This window comes from Bradyrhizobium sp. ERR14 (genome assembly GCF_014198235.1).
In the GTDB taxonomy this organism is placed as follows: domain Bacteria; phylum Pseudomonadota; class Alphaproteobacteria; order Rhizobiales; family Xanthobacteraceae; genus Bradyrhizobium.
Map to the genome: position 1 here is coordinate 492,979 of NZ_JACIHD010000001.1, position 15,998 is coordinate 508,976.

Here is a 15,998-nt window from a genome sequence, read left to right on the forward strand (position 1 = left end):
GTCATGTCCCATTTCTTCATCAAGCGGCCGATCTTCGCCTGGGTCATCGCCATCCTGATCATGCTGGGCGGCGTTCTCGCGATCATGCGCTTGCCGATCGCGCAATATCCGCAGATCGCGCCGACTGTGGTCACGATCACGGCGACCTATCCCGGCGCCAATGCCGAGACCGCGGAGAACTCGGTGACCAAGGTCATCGAGCAGAACATGACCGGCCTCGACTATCTGCAATACATGTCGTCGTCGAGCACCTCGACGGGCCAAGTGCAGATCTCGCTGACCTTCACCAACGAAGCCGATGCCGACATCGCCCAGGTGCAGGTGCAGAACAAGCTGCAGCTCGCGACGCCGCTGCTGCCGCAGGTGGTGCAGCAGCAGGGCATCAAGGTCGTGAAGTCCTCGGCAAGCTTCCTGATGGTGCTCGGCTTCGTCTCCGAGGACGGCCGGCTCGCCGCCAGCGACATCGCCGATTACGTGGCGTCCTCGGTCAACGATCCCATCAGCCGCGTCGCTGGCGTCGGCCAGGTGACGTTGTTTGGCGCCGAATACGCCATGCGAATCTGGCTCGATCCCGACAAGCTGGCGAAATACAACCTCATGCCTGGAGACGTGACTGCGGCGATCCAGACTCAGAACACCCAGGTGACCGCCGGCCAGCTCGGCGGCCTGCCGTCCGTCGGCGGCCAGCAGCTCAATGCCACCATCACCTCGCAGAGCCGCCTGCAGACGGTCGAGCAGTTCAAGGACATCATCCTGCGCACGGCCACGACCGGTCAGACGGTCCGCATCGGCGACGTCGCGCGGGTCGAGCTCGGCTCGAAGTCCTATGATTCCGCCGCGCGCTACAACGGCAAGCCCGCCGCGGGCATGGGCATCAGTCTTGCGACCGGCGCCAATGCGGTCGCGACCTCGGAGGCGGTGAAGGCACGTGTCGCCCAGCTCAGCGCCGCGATGCCGGAGGGGCTCCGCGTCGTCTACCCCTACGACACCACGCCCTTCGTCAAGCTGTCGATCGAAAAGGTGATTCACACGCTGTTCGAGGCGATCGCGCTGGTCTTCGTCGTGATGTTCGTGTTCCTGCAGAGCTGGCGGGCGACCATCATCCCGACCATTGCCGTGCCGGTGGTGCTGCTCGGGACCTTCGGCGTGCTCTCGCTTGCCGGCTATTCGATCAACACGCTGACGATGTTCGCGATGGTGCTGGCGATCGGCCTCCTGGTCGACGATGCCATCGTCGTGGTCGAGAACGTCGAGCGCGTGATGGCCGAGGAGAAGCTCGGCCCGCGCGAGGCGACCGAGAAATCGATGCGCGAGATTACCGGGGCCCTGGTCGGGATCGGCGTCGTGCTCTCGGCCGTGTTCATTCCGATGGCGTTCTTCAACGGCTCGGTCGGAATCATCTACCGGCAGTTCGCGCTCACCATCGTCACGGCGATGCTGCTGTCGGTGCTCGTGGCGCTGGTGCTGACGCCGGCGCTGTGCGTCACGATCCTGAAGCCGCCGAAGCATCATGGCGCGCAGCGCGGCTTCTTCGGCCTGTTCAACCGCGGCTTCGACCGCATGGCGGACGGCTATCAGCGCACCGCGGGCGGTGCGATCAGGCGCATCGCGGGAGTGATGATCGCCTTCGCGGCGATCCTCGCCGCCATGGTCGTCCTGTTCCAGCGGCTGCCGAGCTCGTTCCTGCCCGAAGAGGACCAGGGCACGATCATGACGCTGATCCAGCTTCCGGTCGGCGCCACCTCGACGCGCACGCTCGATGTCATCAAGCAAGTCGAGCATCAATATCTCGACAACGAGAAGGACGCCGTGGACGGCGTGTTCGCAGTCAGTGGCTTCAGCTTCGCAGGGCAGGGACAGAACGTTGGCCTTGCCTTCGTCAGCCTGAAGCCGTTCGACGAGCGCAAGAGTCCTGCAGCCTCGGCGCAGGCCGTGGCCGGCCGTGCCATGGGGGCGTTCATGAAAATCCGCGACGCCATGGTGTTCGCGGTGCTGCCGCCGTCGATTCCCGGCTTCGGCAATGCCGGCGGCTTCGACCTCTATCTCCAGGACACCGGCGGCAACGGTCACGAGGCGCTGATCCAGGCGCGCAACCAGCTGCTCGGGCAGCTCGCGGCGGACAAGCGCGTGGCACAGGCCCGGCCGAACGGACAGGACGACACGCCGCAATTCAACCTCGACGTCGACCAGGCCAAGGCCACCGCGCTCGGCGTCAACCTCAGCGATCTCAACACCACGCTGTCGGCAGCGTGGGGCGGCGCCTATGTCAACGACTTCATCGACCGCGGCCGCGTCAAGCAGGTCTATGTGCAAAGCGATGCGCCGTTCCGCATGGATACCAGCGACATCGGCCGCTGGTATGTGCGCAACGCCTCGGGCTCGATGGTGCCGTTCTCGGCGGTCGCGACCGATCGCTGGAGTTTTGGTTCGCCGCGCCTCGAGCGCTACAACGGCGTCGCCGCCGTCGAGCTGCAGGGGCAGGCAGGGCAGGGCATCAGCTCGGGTGTCGCCATGCAGGCTGTGGAGGAGCAGATGGCCAAGTTGCCCAAGGGCTACGGCCATGAATGGACCGGATTGTCGTTCCAGGAACGGCTCACCGGCAGCCAGACGCTGTATCTGTATTCGATTTCGCTGCTGATCGTCTTCCTGAGCCTTGCCGCACTGTACGAGAGCTGGTCGGTCCCGTTCGCGGTGATGCTAACGGTGCCGATCGGCGTGCTCGGCGCGCTGCTCGCGGCGACGCTGTTTGATCAGGCCAACGACGTCTATTTCCAGGTCGGACTGCTCACGACGATCGGGCTGGCCTCGAAGAACGCGATCCTGATCGTCGAATTCGCGCTGGAGCAGATCGCTTCCGGCCGCAGCCTGGTCGATGCCACCCTGCACGCATCGCGCCAGCGCCTGCGCCCGATCCTGATGACGTCGCTCGCCTTCATCCTCGGCGTGCTGCCGCTGGCGGTGGCGACGGGCGCGGGCTCGGCCAGCCAGAACGCGGTCGGCATCGGCGTCGCCGGCGGCATGATCGCGGCAACCGTGCTCGGCATCTTCTTCGTGCCCGCGCTGTTCGTGCTGGTGAAGCGGATATTCCCAGGTGCCCGGGCGGACGCTGCGGCCTCAGGCGCCGGCGCGGTTGCCGAGCCCGCGGAATAGGGCGCATCAATGGTCCGGACGGCGCGCGCCGTCCGGACCTGATCGCGAGAACCTACAACGTCATCTGCATCGGCTGGGGATAATAGTGGAAGCCGTCGCCGGCCTTGGCGACATGGCCGTAGCCCGGCCAGGCGAAGTGATACGACATCACCGGGACCTTGTTTGCCGCGAGCATCGTGAGCAACTTCACCCGCGATTCCGCCGCCTGCTTCGGGTCGGTGTCGTAGGAGAATTCCATGCGCGGCCGCTCGAGCAGCAGCACGGAATGGTGCGAGAGGTCGCCGAGGAAGGCAAAGGATTTGCCGGCCGACGACACCATGAAGATGGTGTGGCCGACGGTGTGACCGGGCGCGGCGATCGCCTGGACCCCCGGCAGGAATTCCTGGCCGTCCTTGAAGAATACGATCCGGTCACGGACCGGCAGCAGATTCTTGCGGGCGTGAACGACGAAGTCCTTGGCCGGGCTGCCGAGCTTGCCTTCGTCGGTCCAGAAGTCGAAATCGGTCTGCGAGATGTAGATCTGCGCGTTCGGAAACAGCGGCTTGCCGCCTTCGTCGACGATGCCTCCGATATGGTCGATATGGGCATGCGAACACACCACGGCATCGATGTCCCCCGGCTTGATGCCGGCCTCGGTCATGCTCTTCTGTTGCCGGCCGGTGCTGGCGCCGAACATCTTCGATGAGCCCATGCCGGTATCGAACAGGATGAGCTTGTCGCCGGTGTTCACGATCGGGGAGTTCTGTTCGAGCACGACGTTGTCCGGCGACAGGAAATTGTCCGCCAGCATCTTCTTCACCTCTTCCTTGGGAACGCCGGTGAAGGTTCCGGAGGGATCGCCGAGCGGCAGCGGCCCGTCGGACACGACGGTGACCTCGGCATCGCCGAGAACGAAGCGGTGCCAGTAGGGCGTCTGGGTGCCGAGCTTGGGTGCCCGCGCCATCGCGCTGGTGCCGAGCATGGCGCTGGCACCAAGGCCCGCTCCGAGCGTGAGAAGGGACCGACGTGAGACATCGATTGTCATGCGTTCCTCGCTTTTGTCTTTTATTTTGCGCGATTGTTCGCGCGTTGGCACCGGCCTGATCGGCCGCGCGGCCGCTGGTCGGCAGAGAAGTATGCTGCTCCGGCCGCGACAAGCTAGCAAGTGGAATTAGTGCGCAGATTCACGCGGAGCGCGAACGAGCCGCGGCAGCGGGCCGGCCGCGTGTGGACGCGCGCTCCGCCGGCCAGGACAACGCGAATTGCGCCCTACGCAATTCTAAGCGTGAGATCGGTCCCTTCCGTCTCGGCAAAGCCCGCCTGCAACACCTCTTCGCGCTTGTGGCGGAGATGCGCGCGCAAAATGTGGGAGAGGCCGGCGCCGTCGCGGCGCTGGAGCGCGTTCAGGATGGCGTCGTGCTCCTTCACGGCGAGCGCCCAGCGCTGCGGCGTCATCGGCGTGACGTAGCGCGCGCGCCGGATGCGCGCCGTTACTGATGTGTAGAGCCCCGCGAGCACGGGATTTCCGGCTGCGGTGACGATGGCCTCGTGGATGGCGCGATTGCCGCGGTAGTACTGGATCAGATCGCCATCGCGATAATGCAGCACCATGGCCGCGTGCACGGCGGCGACCTCGTCGATCTCGGCGTCCGTGATGCGTTCACAGGCGAGCTCGCCGGCGAGGGCCTCCAGGCCCTGGCAGACCTCGAACAGGTCGCGCATGTCCTTGTCGGTCAGTTTTGCCGCGCGCGAGCCGCGATGCGGCAGCAGCTGCACGAGGCCTTCGGCGGCCAGCACCTTGAGCGCCTCGCGCAGCGGCGTGCGCGAGATTTCAAGCCGCTCACACAGCTCGCGCTCGGGAATCCGCGCGCCCGGCGGGATTTCGCCATCGAGCAGGATGGCCCGGATACGGCCGACGACTTCCTCGTGAAGCATGGGGACCAGCGCTCCAATTTGAATGCAAAACTTGGATATTCGATCGAAACTTCGAAGTTCCAGCTTGCTAATCCCAGATTTTGCATTCAAAAATGTAAAAAACAAGAGGATATGAGGAAATGGACCTGGCAGTAGAGGCAGACGACCTCGTTTTTGAATGCAAAGACGGCATCGGGCGGATCACCTTCAACCGCCCGCAGGCTCGCAACGCCTTCACCTTCGCCATGTACGAGCGGCTCGCCGCGATCTGCGAGCAGGCCAACAGCGATCATGCGATCAAGGTGCTGGTGCTGCGCGGAGCCGGCGACAAGGCCTTTGCGTCCGGCACCGACATCAATCAGTTCCGCGAGTTCAAGACGCCGCAGGATGCGATCGACTACGAGAACCGGATTGATCGCGTGCTGACCACGCTCGAGCAGTGCCGCGTGCCGACCATCGCGGCGATTAACGGCTTTTGCACCGGCGGCGGCGCCGGCATCGCCGCGGCCTGCGACCTCCGCATCGGCACGGCAAGCGCGAAGATCGGATTCCCCATTGCCCGGACGCTCGGCAATTGCCTGTCGATGTCCAACGTCAGCCGTCTTACCGCGCTGATTGGCGCTGCGCGCGTCAAGGACCTGATCTTCACCGCACGCCTCGTCGACGCCACGGAGGCTGCGAGCGTCGGGCTGCTCGGCGAGGTGGTCGAGGACATTGCCGCGCTGGACAAGCGCGCCGACGAGGTGGCCCGGCTCGTCGCCAGCCATGCGCCGCTAACGTTGAATGCGACCAAGCAGGCGGTGGCACGCCTGCAACGGCGGCTGACCCGGGACGAAGGCGAGGACCTCATCCTGATGTGCTACACGAGCCAGGATTTTCGCGAAGGGCTCGATGCTTTCCTCAACAAGCGCGCCCCGCAATGGCGCGGCCAATAGGACAGGCCCGATGCAAAGCGATCGATCGCAATCCAACTCTCGCCGTTCGGGACCGCTGGCCGGCCTTAGGGTCGTCGACCTCACCCATGTCATGGCCGGGCCGACCTGCACTCTGATGCTCGCCGACATGGGTGCCGACGTCATCAAGATCGAGAAATCGCCGAACGGCGACGACACCCGTCATTCGGTGCCGCCGAAGATCGGCGAGGAGGCGGCCTCCTTCCTGATGATGAACCGCAACAAGCGCGGCATCGTGCTGGACCTCAAGACCGAGGGCGGCAAGCAGGTGCTGCGGCGGTTGATTGCGGACGCCGACGTGCTGGTCGAGAACTTTGCGCCGGGCGCGATGGAGCGCCTCGGCTTCGGCTACGAGGCGCTGCACGCGCAATTCCCGGCGCTGATATACTGCTCGCTGTCGGGCTTCGGCCGCACCGGTCCCTACAAGCACCGCAGGGGATTCGATCTCGTCGCCCAGGCCATGAGCGGCATCATGAGCTTCACTGGCGAACGCCCGGATGGGCCGCCCGTCAAATGCGGCCCGCCGCTGTCCGACATCACCGCCGGCCTGCTCGCCAGCATGGGCATCCTCGCGGCCTATACGCACCGCCTCAAGACCGGCGAGGGGCAGTGGGTCGAAACCTCGCTCTATGAAGCCGCCCTGGTGCAGACCTATTGGCAATCGACCATTGCGCTAGCCGCGGGCACGGCGCCGCGCGCGATGGGCTCGGCCCATCCGCTCAACGCGCCGTATCAAGCATTTGAAGCTTCCGACGGTTGGCTCGTGGTCGGCGGCGCCAACAAGAAGCATTGGTTGTTGATGCTGGAAGCGCTCGGAGCAAGTGAGCTCGCCGCCGATCCGCGCTTCGTCACCGGCGCCGACCGCATGGCCAATCTCAAAGTGCTCGAAGCGGTGCTGAGCGAACGCTTCCGCACGAAGTCGCGGGCGCACTGGCTCGCGGCGCTGGACGAGAAGGGTGTGCCGTGCGGACCCGTGCACGACATGCTGGAGGCGCTCAGCGATCCCCAGACTCTGGCGCGCGAGATGGTCGTCGAGGTCGAGCATTCCACGCTCGGCCCGGTCAAGACGATCGGTCTTCCGGTCAAGTTTTCGGAGACCCCAGGCAAAGTGCTATCGGGCGCGCCGGTCTATGGTGAGCATACAAGCGAGGTGCTGGCCGAGTACGGGTTCGACCAGAAGCAGATCGAAGCGCTCGAAAAAGAAGGCGCAATCGTCCTGGCATCGGGAAGGCGCGAGGAACGCGTCGCCTGATCGGACGTCGATAGGACAGACAACAATAAGAGACAAAAATCAGCTGGAGGAAATCATGGGTCGGACGTCGATATTTATGCTCTCCGCAGCCGCGACGATGCTCGCCGGCACGATGCCGGCGCTTAGCGCCTGGCAACCGCAAAAGCCGATCGAGTTCATCGCCACCGCCGGGCCCGGCGGCGGGACCGACAACCTGGCGCGCGCGGTGCAGAACATCATCACCAAGCACAAGCTGACGGAGCAGCCGATCGTCGTCGTCAACAAGGGCGGCGGCAGCGGCGCCGAAGGCTATGTCTATGGCAAGGCCTCCGCTGGCGATCCCTACAAGGTGATCTTCGGCACCTCGAACGCGTGGCAGCAACCGCTCGTCTCCAAGGTCGCCTTCAACTACACCGATCTCACTCCGATCGCGGCGATGGCGCAGGACGAGTTTTTGCTCTGGGTCAAGCAGGACGCGCCTTACAAGACGGCGGGCGACTATCTGAAGGCGGCCGCATCGGGCGAGTTCAAGATGGGCGGCGCCCAGTCAAAGGACACCGACGAGGTGCTGACGCGCATGATCGAGAAGGCCGGCAAGGTCAAGCTGACCTACATCCCCTTCAAGAGCGGCGCGGAGACCGCCGTGCAGCTCGCCGGCGGACATCTCGATTCCCACGTCAACAATCCCAGCGAAAGCCTCGGGCAATGGCGCGGCGGCACGCAGCGGCCGCTCTGCGTTTTCAGCCCGAAGCGGCTGCCACAGGGCGCCAAGGTCACCGCGACCGAGGGCTGGGGCGACGTTCCGACCTGCGTCGAGCAGGGGCTCGACATCAAGCAATATGAGCAGCCGCGCACGGTGTGGTTGCCCGGCAAGGTCACGCCGGACCAGGCCGCGTTCTATGTCGACCTCATGAAGAAGGTGCAGGCCACACCCGAGTGGAAAGACTACATCGAGAAGACGTCCCAGGTCGACACCTTCCTGACGGGCGCCGAGTTCGACAAGTTCATCAAGCAGGATCTCGAACACGTCAAACAGGTCGCGGGCGAGCAGGGCTGGCTCGTCAAGTGAGGTGGGGCGCGCCACCAACTCCGCTGTCGTCCCTGCGAACGCAGGGACCCATACCGCGTGATCTCTCTAGGAGTGCTGGTGGTGGTACCGGCGTGGATGTGACGTCAAGTCTTCGTCAAACGTCTCCCTGGGGTTATGGGTCCCTGCGTTCGCAGGGACGACAGCGAGGGCTGGGCAAAGACGCATGCGCCACTACCGACCCTTGTCCGACGCCAGAGCGGAGCCCCCCATGATCTCACGCCGCGCTCTTGAACTTGCGACTGCCGTGCTCACCGGCGGCTTCGGGGTGTCCGTCGTCATCTCCAGCCTCGACAACGGCATTGGCTGGTCGAGCGCGGGCGTGGACGCCGGCACGTTTCCGTTCCTGACCGGCATCATCATCGTGCTCGGAAGCCTCTACAACCTGGTGCGGGGCGTGTTGCCGGTTGCGTCCCTGGCAAACGTTCCCATCGCGATCACGCCTTTCGAGCTGCGCCGGCTCGCCGGCCTGTTCGTGCCGGCCGCGATCTTCGTGGCCGCGATCCCGCTCGCCGGGATGTACGTCGCCTCGTCGCTTTATGTCTTTGCGGTGCTGGCGATCCCAAAACATCAATCCGTGCCGCGCGCGCTGGGGATGGCGGCTGCGACAGCACTCGCGCTCTACGTCGTGTTCGAGCGCATGTTCCAGGTGAGCTTGCCGCACGGCGCGCTCGCAGCCGCCCTCGGGTTCTGACGGAGGGCCGATGGACAATCTTGGCGAACTCCTCCACGGCTTCACCATCGCGGTCACCGTGCCGCACCTGGTGCTGATGGTCGTCGGCGTGCTGCTCGGCATTCTCGTCGGCGTGCTGCCGGGGCTGGGTGCGCCAAATGGCGTGTCGCTGCTCCTGCCGCTGACCTTCGGCATGCAGCCGGTGTCGGCGATCATCCTGCTCTCCAGCATGTATTGGGGGGCGTTGTTCGGCGGCTCGGTCACCTCGATTCTGTTCAACATCCCCGGCGAGCCGTCGTCGGTCGCGACCACTTTCGACGGCTATCCGATGGCGCGTGACGGAAGGCCGACCACGGCGCTTGCCACCGCCTTCGGCTCGGCCGCCTTCGGCGCGCTAATCGGCGTCATCCTGATCACTTTCCTCGCATCCTGGGTGGCGCAGGTCGCGCTCGCCTTTGGCCCTGCGGAATATTTTGCGGTTTATTTCCTGGCCTTTGCCAGCTTCGTCGGCATGGGCGGCGCCGCGCCGATCAAGACCGTCGTGGCGCTCGCGATCGGCTTTGCCATCGCCGCGATCGGCATCGACACGGTGTCCGGCAGCGTCCGCCTCACCATGGGCGTCGACGAGCTGGTCAAGGGCGTGAGCTTCGTCGTCGCGGTGATGGGCCTGTTCGGCATCGGCGAACTGCTGGTTGCGGTCGAAGAGGAATTCCATGCCCGCGCGGTGTCCTCGAAGATCGACTGGCGCGAGGTGTTCCGCGCCGTCGGCCGCCTGCCGCGACATGGCATTGCGTTGCTGCGCAGCGCCGCAATCGGCTGCTGGATGGGCATCACCCCGGGCGGGCCGACCGCGGCATCCTTCATGAGCTATGGCATTGCCCGCCGCTTCTCGCGCCGGGGCCGCTATTTCGGCACCGGCGAGGTCGAAGGCATCATCTCGCCGGAGACGGCTGACCATGCCGCCGGCACCAGCGCGCTGCTGCCGATGCTCTCGCTCGGCATTCCCGGCTCGGCGACCGCGGCCGTCATGATGGGCGGGCTGATGATCTGGGGTCTCAATCCGGGGCCGATGCTGTTCGTCGACCAGAAGGACTTCGTCTGGGGCCTGATCGCCTCGATGTATGTCGGCAACATCGTCGCCGTTGCCTTGGTGCTGCTGACCGTTCCGGTGTTTGCCGCCCTGATGCGGATTCCCTTCGTGGTCATCGCCCCGCTGATCGTGATCATCTGCGTCGTCGGCGCGTATTCGGTGTCGAACTCCTATCTCGACGTCGTCATGATGCTCGGCTTCGGAATCGTCGGCTATCTCTTCAAGAAGCTGTTCTATCCCTTGGCGCCGCTCGTGCTCGCGATCGTCATCGGCGACAAGGCCGAGGATGCGTTCCGGCAGTCGATGCTGATGTCGAAGGGATCGCTCGGGATATTCTTCGCGAACAAGCTGGTGACATGCCTGATCATGGCCGGCATCGCGCTGTTGCTGCTTCCGCTCGTGCTGCAGCTCGCGCGCCTCTGGCGCAAACCCGCATCCCCCGCGACCGAACCGACGGCCCAGGAGAAGGTGATCATATGACCGCAAAGCCGCTGATTGCATTGGCCATGGGAGATCCCGCCGGCATCAGCCCGGAGCTGACGGCCAAGCTGGTGGCGCAGGACGACGTCCGCGCGAGCTGCCGGCTCGTCGTGATCGGCGACCGCCGCATCTTCGAGGAGGGCGCGCGCATTGCCGGCGTCAAGCCAGTGCTGAAGATGGTGGAGCAGGGGGCCGATCTTCGCGCGGCGGAGGCCGAGGCGCTGTTTCTCGATCTTCGTCACCTTGATCCCAAAGAGGTCGAGCCGAAGACCGCGAGCCTTGCTGGCGGCAGGTTCGCGCTTGCCAACTACAAACACGCGCTCGAGCTCGGCCGCGACGGCCATGTTGACGCGGTCTGCTTCACTCCCTTCAACAAGCAGGCGATGCGGCTCGCCCGCGCCGAGTACGACGACGAGATCGCATTCTCTGCGGAGGTGGTCGGACTCAAGTCGGCGGCGAGCGAGTTCAACGTGCTGGACCGGCTGTGGAACGCGCGGGTGACCTCGCACATCCCGCTGAGGGACGTTGCTGCAAACCTGTCCAGCGAACGCATCCATCGCGCGCTCAAGCTGACCGATTCCTGCATGCGCAACGCCGGCTTCGCGCGGCCGCGCATCGCGGTCGCTGGTCTCAATCCGCACGCGGGCGATGGCGGAAATTTCGGCCGCGAGGAGATCGATATCATCGCGCCCGTGGTCGCGGCCGGCCAGCGCGACGGCATCGCCGCGGAGGGGCCGTTCCCGGCCGACACCGTCTTCCTGCGCGCCAAGGGCGGCGCCTTCGATGCGGTACTGACGATGTATCACGACCAGGGCCAGATCGCGATGAAGCTGATGGGCTTCGATCGCGGCGTGACCATGCTCGGCGGCTTCCCTTTCCCGATCTGCACGCCCGCGCACGGCACCGCCTACGACATTGCCGGGCAGGGAATCGCATCGATCGGCGCCAGTCGCGCCGCGTTGCTCCTCGCCGCGGAGATGGCCGCCCGCCGCGCCGCCTGATTTGCACGCACTGGCAGTGAGCGCTTGCTGCGCTCGCCTTGCGGGCAGGATTAGACTTTCGGGAAAAACTGGAAACTTCCGCCGTCGCGACGAGTTGGCGTCCCATGGATATCTCCAGTGGGAGCTGGGAAGATGGTCGACGACGACCCGCTACGAACGGCGGTCGATACCGCTTGGTGCGTGTACCGCGCCCGCCATGGCGGTGTCGATGCTGCAGACGGCCGTCGATGCCTGCTCGAGCGTCATTTGCGAGGGAGATGGGAAGCGCGCGAGAGTAACGGCGATGCCCAGGAGCTCACGGGTTTCGGGCTTGCCTATCTCGAGCGGCTTTCGGACGACTCATGCTGAGCCTGATTGAGAGCCTCGTGTGCCGCCTGGCGAGCGCAAGCGCGAGGCCGCAGTGGACGCTGCTCGCGATCTCGAACCTTCTGTCCGCGGCCATCGTGCTGATCGTCCGGTCAGCGGTATAGCGGCGGGCTGTCATGCGCATCGCTCAGCTTGCTCCCCTGGCCGAAAGCGTCCCTCCAAAGCTCTATGGCGGCACCGAGCGGGTGGTGGCCTGGCTGGTGGATGAGCTCGTCAAGCTTGGACACGACGTCACGCTGTTTGCGAGCGGCGACTCCCGCACGACCGGCAAGCTTCACCCGGTATGGCCACGCGCGCTGCGACTCGGCCGAAAGGGCGCGGATCCGGGTGCGGCCAACGCAATGCTGCTGGAAGCGATCGCGAAGCGGGCGAGGGATTTCGATGTGATCCACGCGCATATCGACTGGCTGCAACTGCCGTTGCTCAGTCGGCTTGGCGTGCCGTTCATGACGACCATGCACGGTCGCCTCGACTTGCCTGGGTTGCCCGAATTGGTTCGGCAATTCCCCGAGGCTGGTTTCGTGTCGATCTCCGATCACCAGCGCCTGCCGCTTCCGGATGCGAAGTGGATGGGAACGATCCAGCACGGATTGCCGTCGGAGCTGTTGCGCCCCTCCTATGAGAAGGGGGACTATCTGGCGTTTCTCGGCCGCCTGACGGCCGAGAAGGGGCCGGAGGACGCAATCCGTATCGCGCACGCGGCCCGGATGCCTCTGCGCATCGCTGCGAAGATTCCGCGCGCCGAGACTGCCTACTTCAGGAAGCACCTCGAGCCTCAAATCGATGGCGAGAAGATCCAGCTTGTCGGCGAAGTCGATGACGTGAAAAAGCAGGCCTTCCTCGACAGGGCCGCCGCGCTGCTATTTCCGATCGATTGGCCGGAGCCTTTCGGGCTGGTCATGATCGAGGCGATGGCCTGCGGAACGCCTGTGATCGCTTACCGCTCCGGCTCCGTCCCTGAGGTGATCGAGCACGGTGTGACCGGCTTCATCGTCGAGAACGAGGATCAGGCGGTCAAGGCGGTCGGCGAATTGAGCAAGCTGGATCGAAAGAGGGTGCGCGCCGGCTTCGAGGAACGCTTCACCGCATGCCGAATGGCGCGACAGTACGAAGATCGGTATCGCGCGCTGATTGCCAAAGATCGAGAATTCACCGCGCAACGGACGGAAACATGAAAGAAGACGGCGATGTCGCCGACAAAGGCGGGGCGGGTTCGCATCTTTGTCTTCGCCCTGGCGATCTCGCCAGCATTCGCGGCCGAGATCACCGCGGATGCCGTCAATTCCGCCCAGCCATCGAAGAGGACCCTCTCGAATAGAACCCGACCCTGGCGGGAGTGCGTCTGCAGGCTATTTCGGCATAGGCATTGTCAGCTCCTTGTCGGCCGTATCCACCACGAACACGGCAAGCAGCTTGGCAGGCTCGGTATCGCTGGCGTTCGCGCTGATGCCGTGGCGGTCGCCGGGTCTTCCGGAAAAGTTCTCCCCCTTGCGAAAGACCTGGGCCGGGCCGTCATTGACCTGACTGCGGATCGCGCCTTCCAGGACGGTGGCATAGATGAAGGCGGAGGGCGCGTGGATGTGGGCCGGCGACGAGCCCCCAGGACCATACTCGACCAGCACGCCCTTCATGCTCTTGCCGGGGACATTGGGCAGCGCCTGGTCAAATACGACCGTGACCTTGGCCGATGGTGCTGCCGTCTCGGCCGCATGGACCGTCAGGACAGACGCGGCGTAAACCGCCGTTGCGATCAGCAATCTGCGCATGGGATTTCCTTCATTGCCGTTTCTGTGTTGACTGCGGGACTGGCGGCCCCTCAGAGGCGCGCGAGCCATGTTGCGAGCGGCGTCTTCCCGAGCCGAGCCTCGCCGAGCGGGTTCAGCGATGTGTCCTGAATGGAAGCGCCGTAATATTGCGCTTTTGGGTCGCCGACCACCGTACGGCTGTCGCCGGAGGCTTTCTGGCGGCGCGCGACGAACTCATTGAAGGGAGCCTTCTCGGGGCCTGCGATGTCGATGGTGCCATTCAGCGGCCGCCCCGTCGCGATCTCTGCGAGGCAATCGACCACGTCGTCGGCGGCGATCGGCTGAAACAGCGCCGACGGAACGACGATCTTGTCGCCGGCCGCTCCGGCCTCGCCAATGGCGCCGAGGAATTCGAAGAACTGCGTGGCGCGGACGATGGAGTAGGGGACCGCGGAGGCCTTGACGATGGTCTCCTGGGCGAGCTTGGCACGGAAATACGCGATGTCGGGCGAACGATCGGTCCCCACGATCGAGAGCGCGACGTGATGCTTGACGGCTGCGGCGGCCTCGGTCGCGGCGAGATTTCGGCTCGAGCGCTCGAAGAATTCGAGCACGGCGGCGGGCTCCCAGGACGGCGCGTTGGCCACGTCGACCACGACATCCGCGCCGGCCAGCGCCGCCGCGAGGCCTTCCCCGGTCACGGCGTTCACGCCTGATTTCGGCGAGGCCGCTACCGCGTCGTGGCCCTGCTGTTTGAGCTTCGCCACGAGCTTGGATCCGATCAATCCGGTTCCGCCGATCACGACGATCTTCATGGCAGGTCTCCTTGGCATGTAACGAGCGCGAGATGATTAGCCAGGGCGGACTCGCGCGCTCACGTCGATCAACGTGATGCGAAGAGACTCTATCGATCAAGGGCGCGGGGCTCTTGCCTGTTACGGGCGCGGCTTGCCGGAAAATGCTTCAGAAGCCGGAGTGCGATTTCACAAAACCGCTAGGGTCATTCCCTCGCGCCGCAAACACACTCTGCGATGATCGCAGAGTGCCAGTGTTTTGCCCGACTTGTCAAAATGTTTGAGAGAACGAGGACGCAAGCTCGGCTGAAAACACCAATGAAAGCAGCCCTTTGGCTACTGTGCATGGGGTTGTTTTCGCGTTTTCTAGATCGGCCGGCTGTCTCACGCCCCGCAGACGATCACGCCGTACCAGCCGAGCCCGCGATAGGTCTCATAGCCCGGCGTCGCATGGAACGCGACCAGGGCACCCGAGCGGTCATGGTAGAAGCCGGAGCGCTGGCCGTTCAGCGAGATCGAGATGCGCTCGCTGAGGATGCCCTGGCCGTCGGACGCCGCGATGATGCGGAAATTCGAATCGACCAGCAGCACGCGGGCCTTGTCGCTGTCGCCGACGCGCACGCCCTGCACGATGGCGCGGGCCTGCGCCTCCCAGTCGAAGTGGATGGCGAGCACGCCGATCGGGGCGCCGTGGGCCTGGCCGCCGGCGCGAACGCTGGCGCAATAGGTCGCCACCTGCGCGTTGCCGAGCAGCGGCTGGTTCTCGACGTCGCCGGCGACGTAGTCGTCACCGGAGCGCAAGGTTCGCGCCTCGCGAAACCACTTGGTGTGGGCGACGTTCTGGCCGACCACGCGAAAGCGATCGGCGCGGCCGTTGGCGATGACGTTGCCGTCGAGGTCGCAGAGCCAGAGATCGAGATAGACGGTGTAGGCGCCGAGGATCACGCCCAGGCGCTGCGAGGCGTGCGACACCGCTGCGGCGGTCGGCGAGGCCGCGCAATCGACCACGGCGGAATCGGTCGCCCACCAGCGCACGTCGCAGGTGCGCTCATAGAGGTTGCGGTCGATCAGCTCGATAGCGTTGAGCGACAGGTCGACCATGCGCTCGCCGCGCGAGCGCTGGCTCATGCGGTCGATCGAGGCGACGAGATCGCCGGTGCGTTTGGTCAATTGGCTTTCGAGCTCGCGCGCGATGGTCTCGACCTGCTGGCCGACGCCGCGTACCTCCTGTGCCACCACCGCAAAGCCTGCGCCTTGCGCGCCGGCGCGCGAGCTCTCGATCAGCGCGTTCAGCGCCAGCATCTTCATCTGGTTGGTGATCTGCTGGATCGACTTGGTCTTGTCGACCGCGATCTGGTTGACCTCCGCAGTGAGGCGGTTGATCAGCGCGGAGATGTCGGAATCGTCGTCAGCGGGTTCGGTGGCGATCGGCTTGGCCTTCAGACCCAGCGCAGCAGACATCGGGGATTTCCCTTGGCAATGAGGTCTGATCTGCAATGAACCCGGAACAATCGCTTACAGATCGAATACGATTC

At 64.9% G+C, this 15,998-nt stretch carries 15 protein-coding genes; 10 read left to right on the forward strand and 5 right to left on the reverse strand.

Going from position 1 to position 15,998, the window contains the following annotated elements:
- The first annotated feature begins 3 nt into the window (after positions 1-3).
- The gene (locus GGD62_RS02435; RefSeq protein ID WP_183706957.1) at positions 4-3,150 is read left to right on the forward strand and encodes an efflux RND transporter permease subunit; all 3,147 of its coding nucleotides are present in this window, start codon (positions 4-6) and stop codon (positions 3,148-3,150) included.
- Between the two features lie 52 nt (positions 3,151-3,202).
- On the opposite strand, the gene GGD62_RS02440 is transcribed toward GGD62_RS02435, so the two are convergent.
- Both GGD62_RS02440 and GGD62_RS02445 read right to left on the reverse strand, forming a co-directional pair.
- A complete protein-coding gene (locus GGD62_RS02440; protein WP_018323065.1) occupies positions 3,203-4,174 on the reverse strand; it encodes an MBL fold metallo-hydrolase in 972 nt (323 codons plus the stop codon).
- 224 nt (positions 4,175-4,398) lie between these two features.
- Positions 4,399-5,064, reverse strand: a complete 666-nt coding sequence (locus GGD62_RS02445; RefSeq protein ID WP_183706958.1) for a GntR family transcriptional regulator — start codon at positions 5,062-5,064, stop codon at positions 4,399-4,401.
- A 119-nt stretch (positions 5,065-5,183) separates the two neighbouring features.
- Between GGD62_RS02445 and GGD62_RS02450 the strand changes: the two genes are divergently transcribed.
- The 9 genes from GGD62_RS02450 to GGD62_RS02485 all read left to right on the forward strand — a co-directional run bounded on the left by GGD62_RS02450 (position 5,184) and on the right by GGD62_RS02485 (position 13,099).
- A complete protein-coding gene (locus tag GGD62_RS02450) occupies positions 5,184-5,978 on the forward strand; it encodes an enoyl-CoA hydratase/isomerase family protein (RefSeq protein ID WP_183256841.1) in 795 nt (264 codons plus the stop codon).
- Positions 5,979-5,988: 10 nt separating this feature from the next.
- Positions 5,989-7,248, forward strand: a complete 1,260-nt coding sequence (locus GGD62_RS02455) for a CaiB/BaiF CoA-transferase family protein (protein WP_092258509.1) — start codon at positions 5,989-5,991, stop codon at positions 7,246-7,248.
- 55 nt (positions 7,249-7,303) lie between these two features.
- The gene (locus tag GGD62_RS02460; RefSeq protein WP_179730559.1) at positions 7,304-8,296 is read left to right on the forward strand and encodes a tripartite tricarboxylate transporter substrate binding protein; all 993 of its coding nucleotides are present in this window, start codon (positions 7,304-7,306) and stop codon (positions 8,294-8,296) included.
- 229 nt (positions 8,297-8,525) lie between these two features.
- Positions 8,526-9,008, forward strand: a complete 483-nt coding sequence (locus GGD62_RS02465) for a tripartite tricarboxylate transporter TctB family protein (protein WP_092258503.1) — start codon at positions 8,526-8,528, stop codon at positions 9,006-9,008.
- A 10-nt stretch (positions 9,009-9,018) separates the two neighbouring features.
- Positions 9,019-10,557: a tripartite tricarboxylate transporter permease gene (locus GGD62_RS02470; protein WP_018323069.1), complete on the forward strand. Its 1,539-nt coding sequence runs from the start codon at positions 9,019-9,021 to the stop codon at positions 10,555-10,557.
- Positions 10,554-11,558, forward strand: coding sequence for a 4-hydroxythreonine-4-phosphate dehydrogenase PdxA (locus GGD62_RS02475; protein ID WP_183706959.1), 1,005 nt, complete (start codon positions 10,554-10,556; stop codon positions 11,556-11,558). The genes GGD62_RS02470 and GGD62_RS02475 overlap by 4 nt, the downstream gene beginning before the upstream one ends.
- 132 nt (positions 11,559-11,690) lie before the next feature.
- Positions 11,691-11,906: a hypothetical protein gene (locus GGD62_RS02480; protein WP_179730557.1), complete on the forward strand. Its 216-nt coding sequence runs from the start codon at positions 11,691-11,693 to the stop codon at positions 11,904-11,906.
- Complete coding sequence (locus GGD62_RS41460) at positions 11,900-12,028, forward strand: hypothetical protein (RefSeq protein WP_018323071.1); 129 nt, start codon at positions 11,900-11,902, stop codon at positions 12,026-12,028. Before GGD62_RS02480 ends, GGD62_RS41460 begins: the two co-directional genes overlap by 7 nt.
- A 12-nt stretch (positions 12,029-12,040) precedes the next feature.
- Positions 12,041-13,099 (forward strand): glycosyltransferase family 4 protein, encoded by a 1,059-nt coding sequence (locus GGD62_RS02485; RefSeq protein ID WP_183706960.1) that lies wholly within the window; start codon positions 12,041-12,043, stop codon positions 13,097-13,099.
- 174 nt (positions 13,100-13,273) lie between these two features.
- Here the strand turns inward: GGD62_RS02485 and GGD62_RS02490 are convergent, their stop codons facing one another.
- The 3 genes from GGD62_RS02490 to GGD62_RS02500 form a co-directional block, all read right to left on the reverse strand.
- On the reverse strand, positions 13,274-13,690 hold the full coding sequence (locus tag GGD62_RS02490; RefSeq protein WP_183706961.1) for a cupin domain-containing protein: 417 nt from the start codon (positions 13,688-13,690) through the stop codon (positions 13,274-13,276).
- A gap of 50 nt (positions 13,691-13,740) precedes the next feature.
- Complete coding sequence (locus GGD62_RS02495) at positions 13,741-14,484, reverse strand: SDR family oxidoreductase (RefSeq protein ID WP_091956819.1); 744 nt, start codon at positions 14,482-14,484, stop codon at positions 13,741-13,743.
- A 363-nt stretch (positions 14,485-14,847) separates the two neighbouring features.
- The gene (locus tag GGD62_RS02500; protein ID WP_092258484.1) at positions 14,848-15,924 is read right to left on the reverse strand and encodes a methyl-accepting chemotaxis protein; all 1,077 of its coding nucleotides are present in this window, start codon (positions 15,922-15,924) and stop codon (positions 14,848-14,850) included.
- Between the last annotated feature and the right edge of the window lie 74 nt (positions 15,925-15,998).

Excerpts from the sequence above, each read along its gene's own strand:
- GGD62_RS02435 (WP_183706957.1), top strand. The coding sequence starts at position 4 with ATGTCCCATTTCTTCATCAAGCGGCCGATCTTCGCCTGGGTCATCGCC.
- GGD62_RS02440 (WP_018323065.1), bottom strand. The coding sequence starts at position 4,174 with ATGACAATCGATGTCTCACGTCGGTCCCTTCTCACGCTCGGAGCGGGC.
- GGD62_RS02445 (WP_183706958.1), bottom strand. The coding sequence starts at position 5,064 with ATGCTTCACGAGGAAGTCGTCGGCCGTATCCGGGCCATCCTGCTCGAT.
- GGD62_RS02450 (WP_183256841.1), top strand. The coding sequence starts at position 5,184 with ATGGACCTGGCAGTAGAGGCAGACGACCTCGTTTTTGAATGCAAAGAC.
- GGD62_RS02455 (WP_092258509.1), top strand. The coding sequence starts at position 5,989 with ATGCAAAGCGATCGATCGCAATCCAACTCTCGCCGTTCGGGACCGCTG.
- GGD62_RS02460 (WP_179730559.1), top strand. The coding sequence starts at position 7,304 with ATGGGTCGGACGTCGATATTTATGCTCTCCGCAGCCGCGACGATGCTC.
- GGD62_RS02465 (WP_092258503.1), top strand. The coding sequence starts at position 8,526 with ATGATCTCACGCCGCGCTCTTGAACTTGCGACTGCCGTGCTCACCGGC.
- GGD62_RS02470 (WP_018323069.1), top strand. The coding sequence starts at position 9,019 with ATGGACAATCTTGGCGAACTCCTCCACGGCTTCACCATCGCGGTCACC.
- GGD62_RS02475 (WP_183706959.1), top strand. The coding sequence starts at position 10,554 with ATGACCGCAAAGCCGCTGATTGCATTGGCCATGGGAGATCCCGCCGGC.
- GGD62_RS02480 (WP_179730557.1), top strand. The coding sequence starts at position 11,691 with ATGGTCGACGACGACCCGCTACGAACGGCGGTCGATACCGCTTGGTGC.
- GGD62_RS41460 (WP_018323071.1), top strand. The coding sequence starts at position 11,900 with ATGCTGAGCCTGATTGAGAGCCTCGTGTGCCGCCTGGCGAGCGCAAGC.
- GGD62_RS02485 (WP_183706960.1), top strand. The coding sequence starts at position 12,041 with ATGCGCATCGCTCAGCTTGCTCCCCTGGCCGAAAGCGTCCCTCCAAAG.
- GGD62_RS02490 (WP_183706961.1), bottom strand. The coding sequence starts at position 13,690 with ATGCGCAGATTGCTGATCGCAACGGCGGTTTACGCCGCGTCTGTCCTG.
- GGD62_RS02495 (WP_091956819.1), bottom strand. The coding sequence starts at position 14,484 with ATGAAGATCGTCGTGATCGGCGGAACCGGATTGATCGGATCCAAGCTC.
- GGD62_RS02500 (WP_092258484.1), bottom strand. The coding sequence starts at position 15,924 with ATGTCTGCTGCGCTGGGTCTGAAGGCCAAGCCGATCGCCACCGAACCC.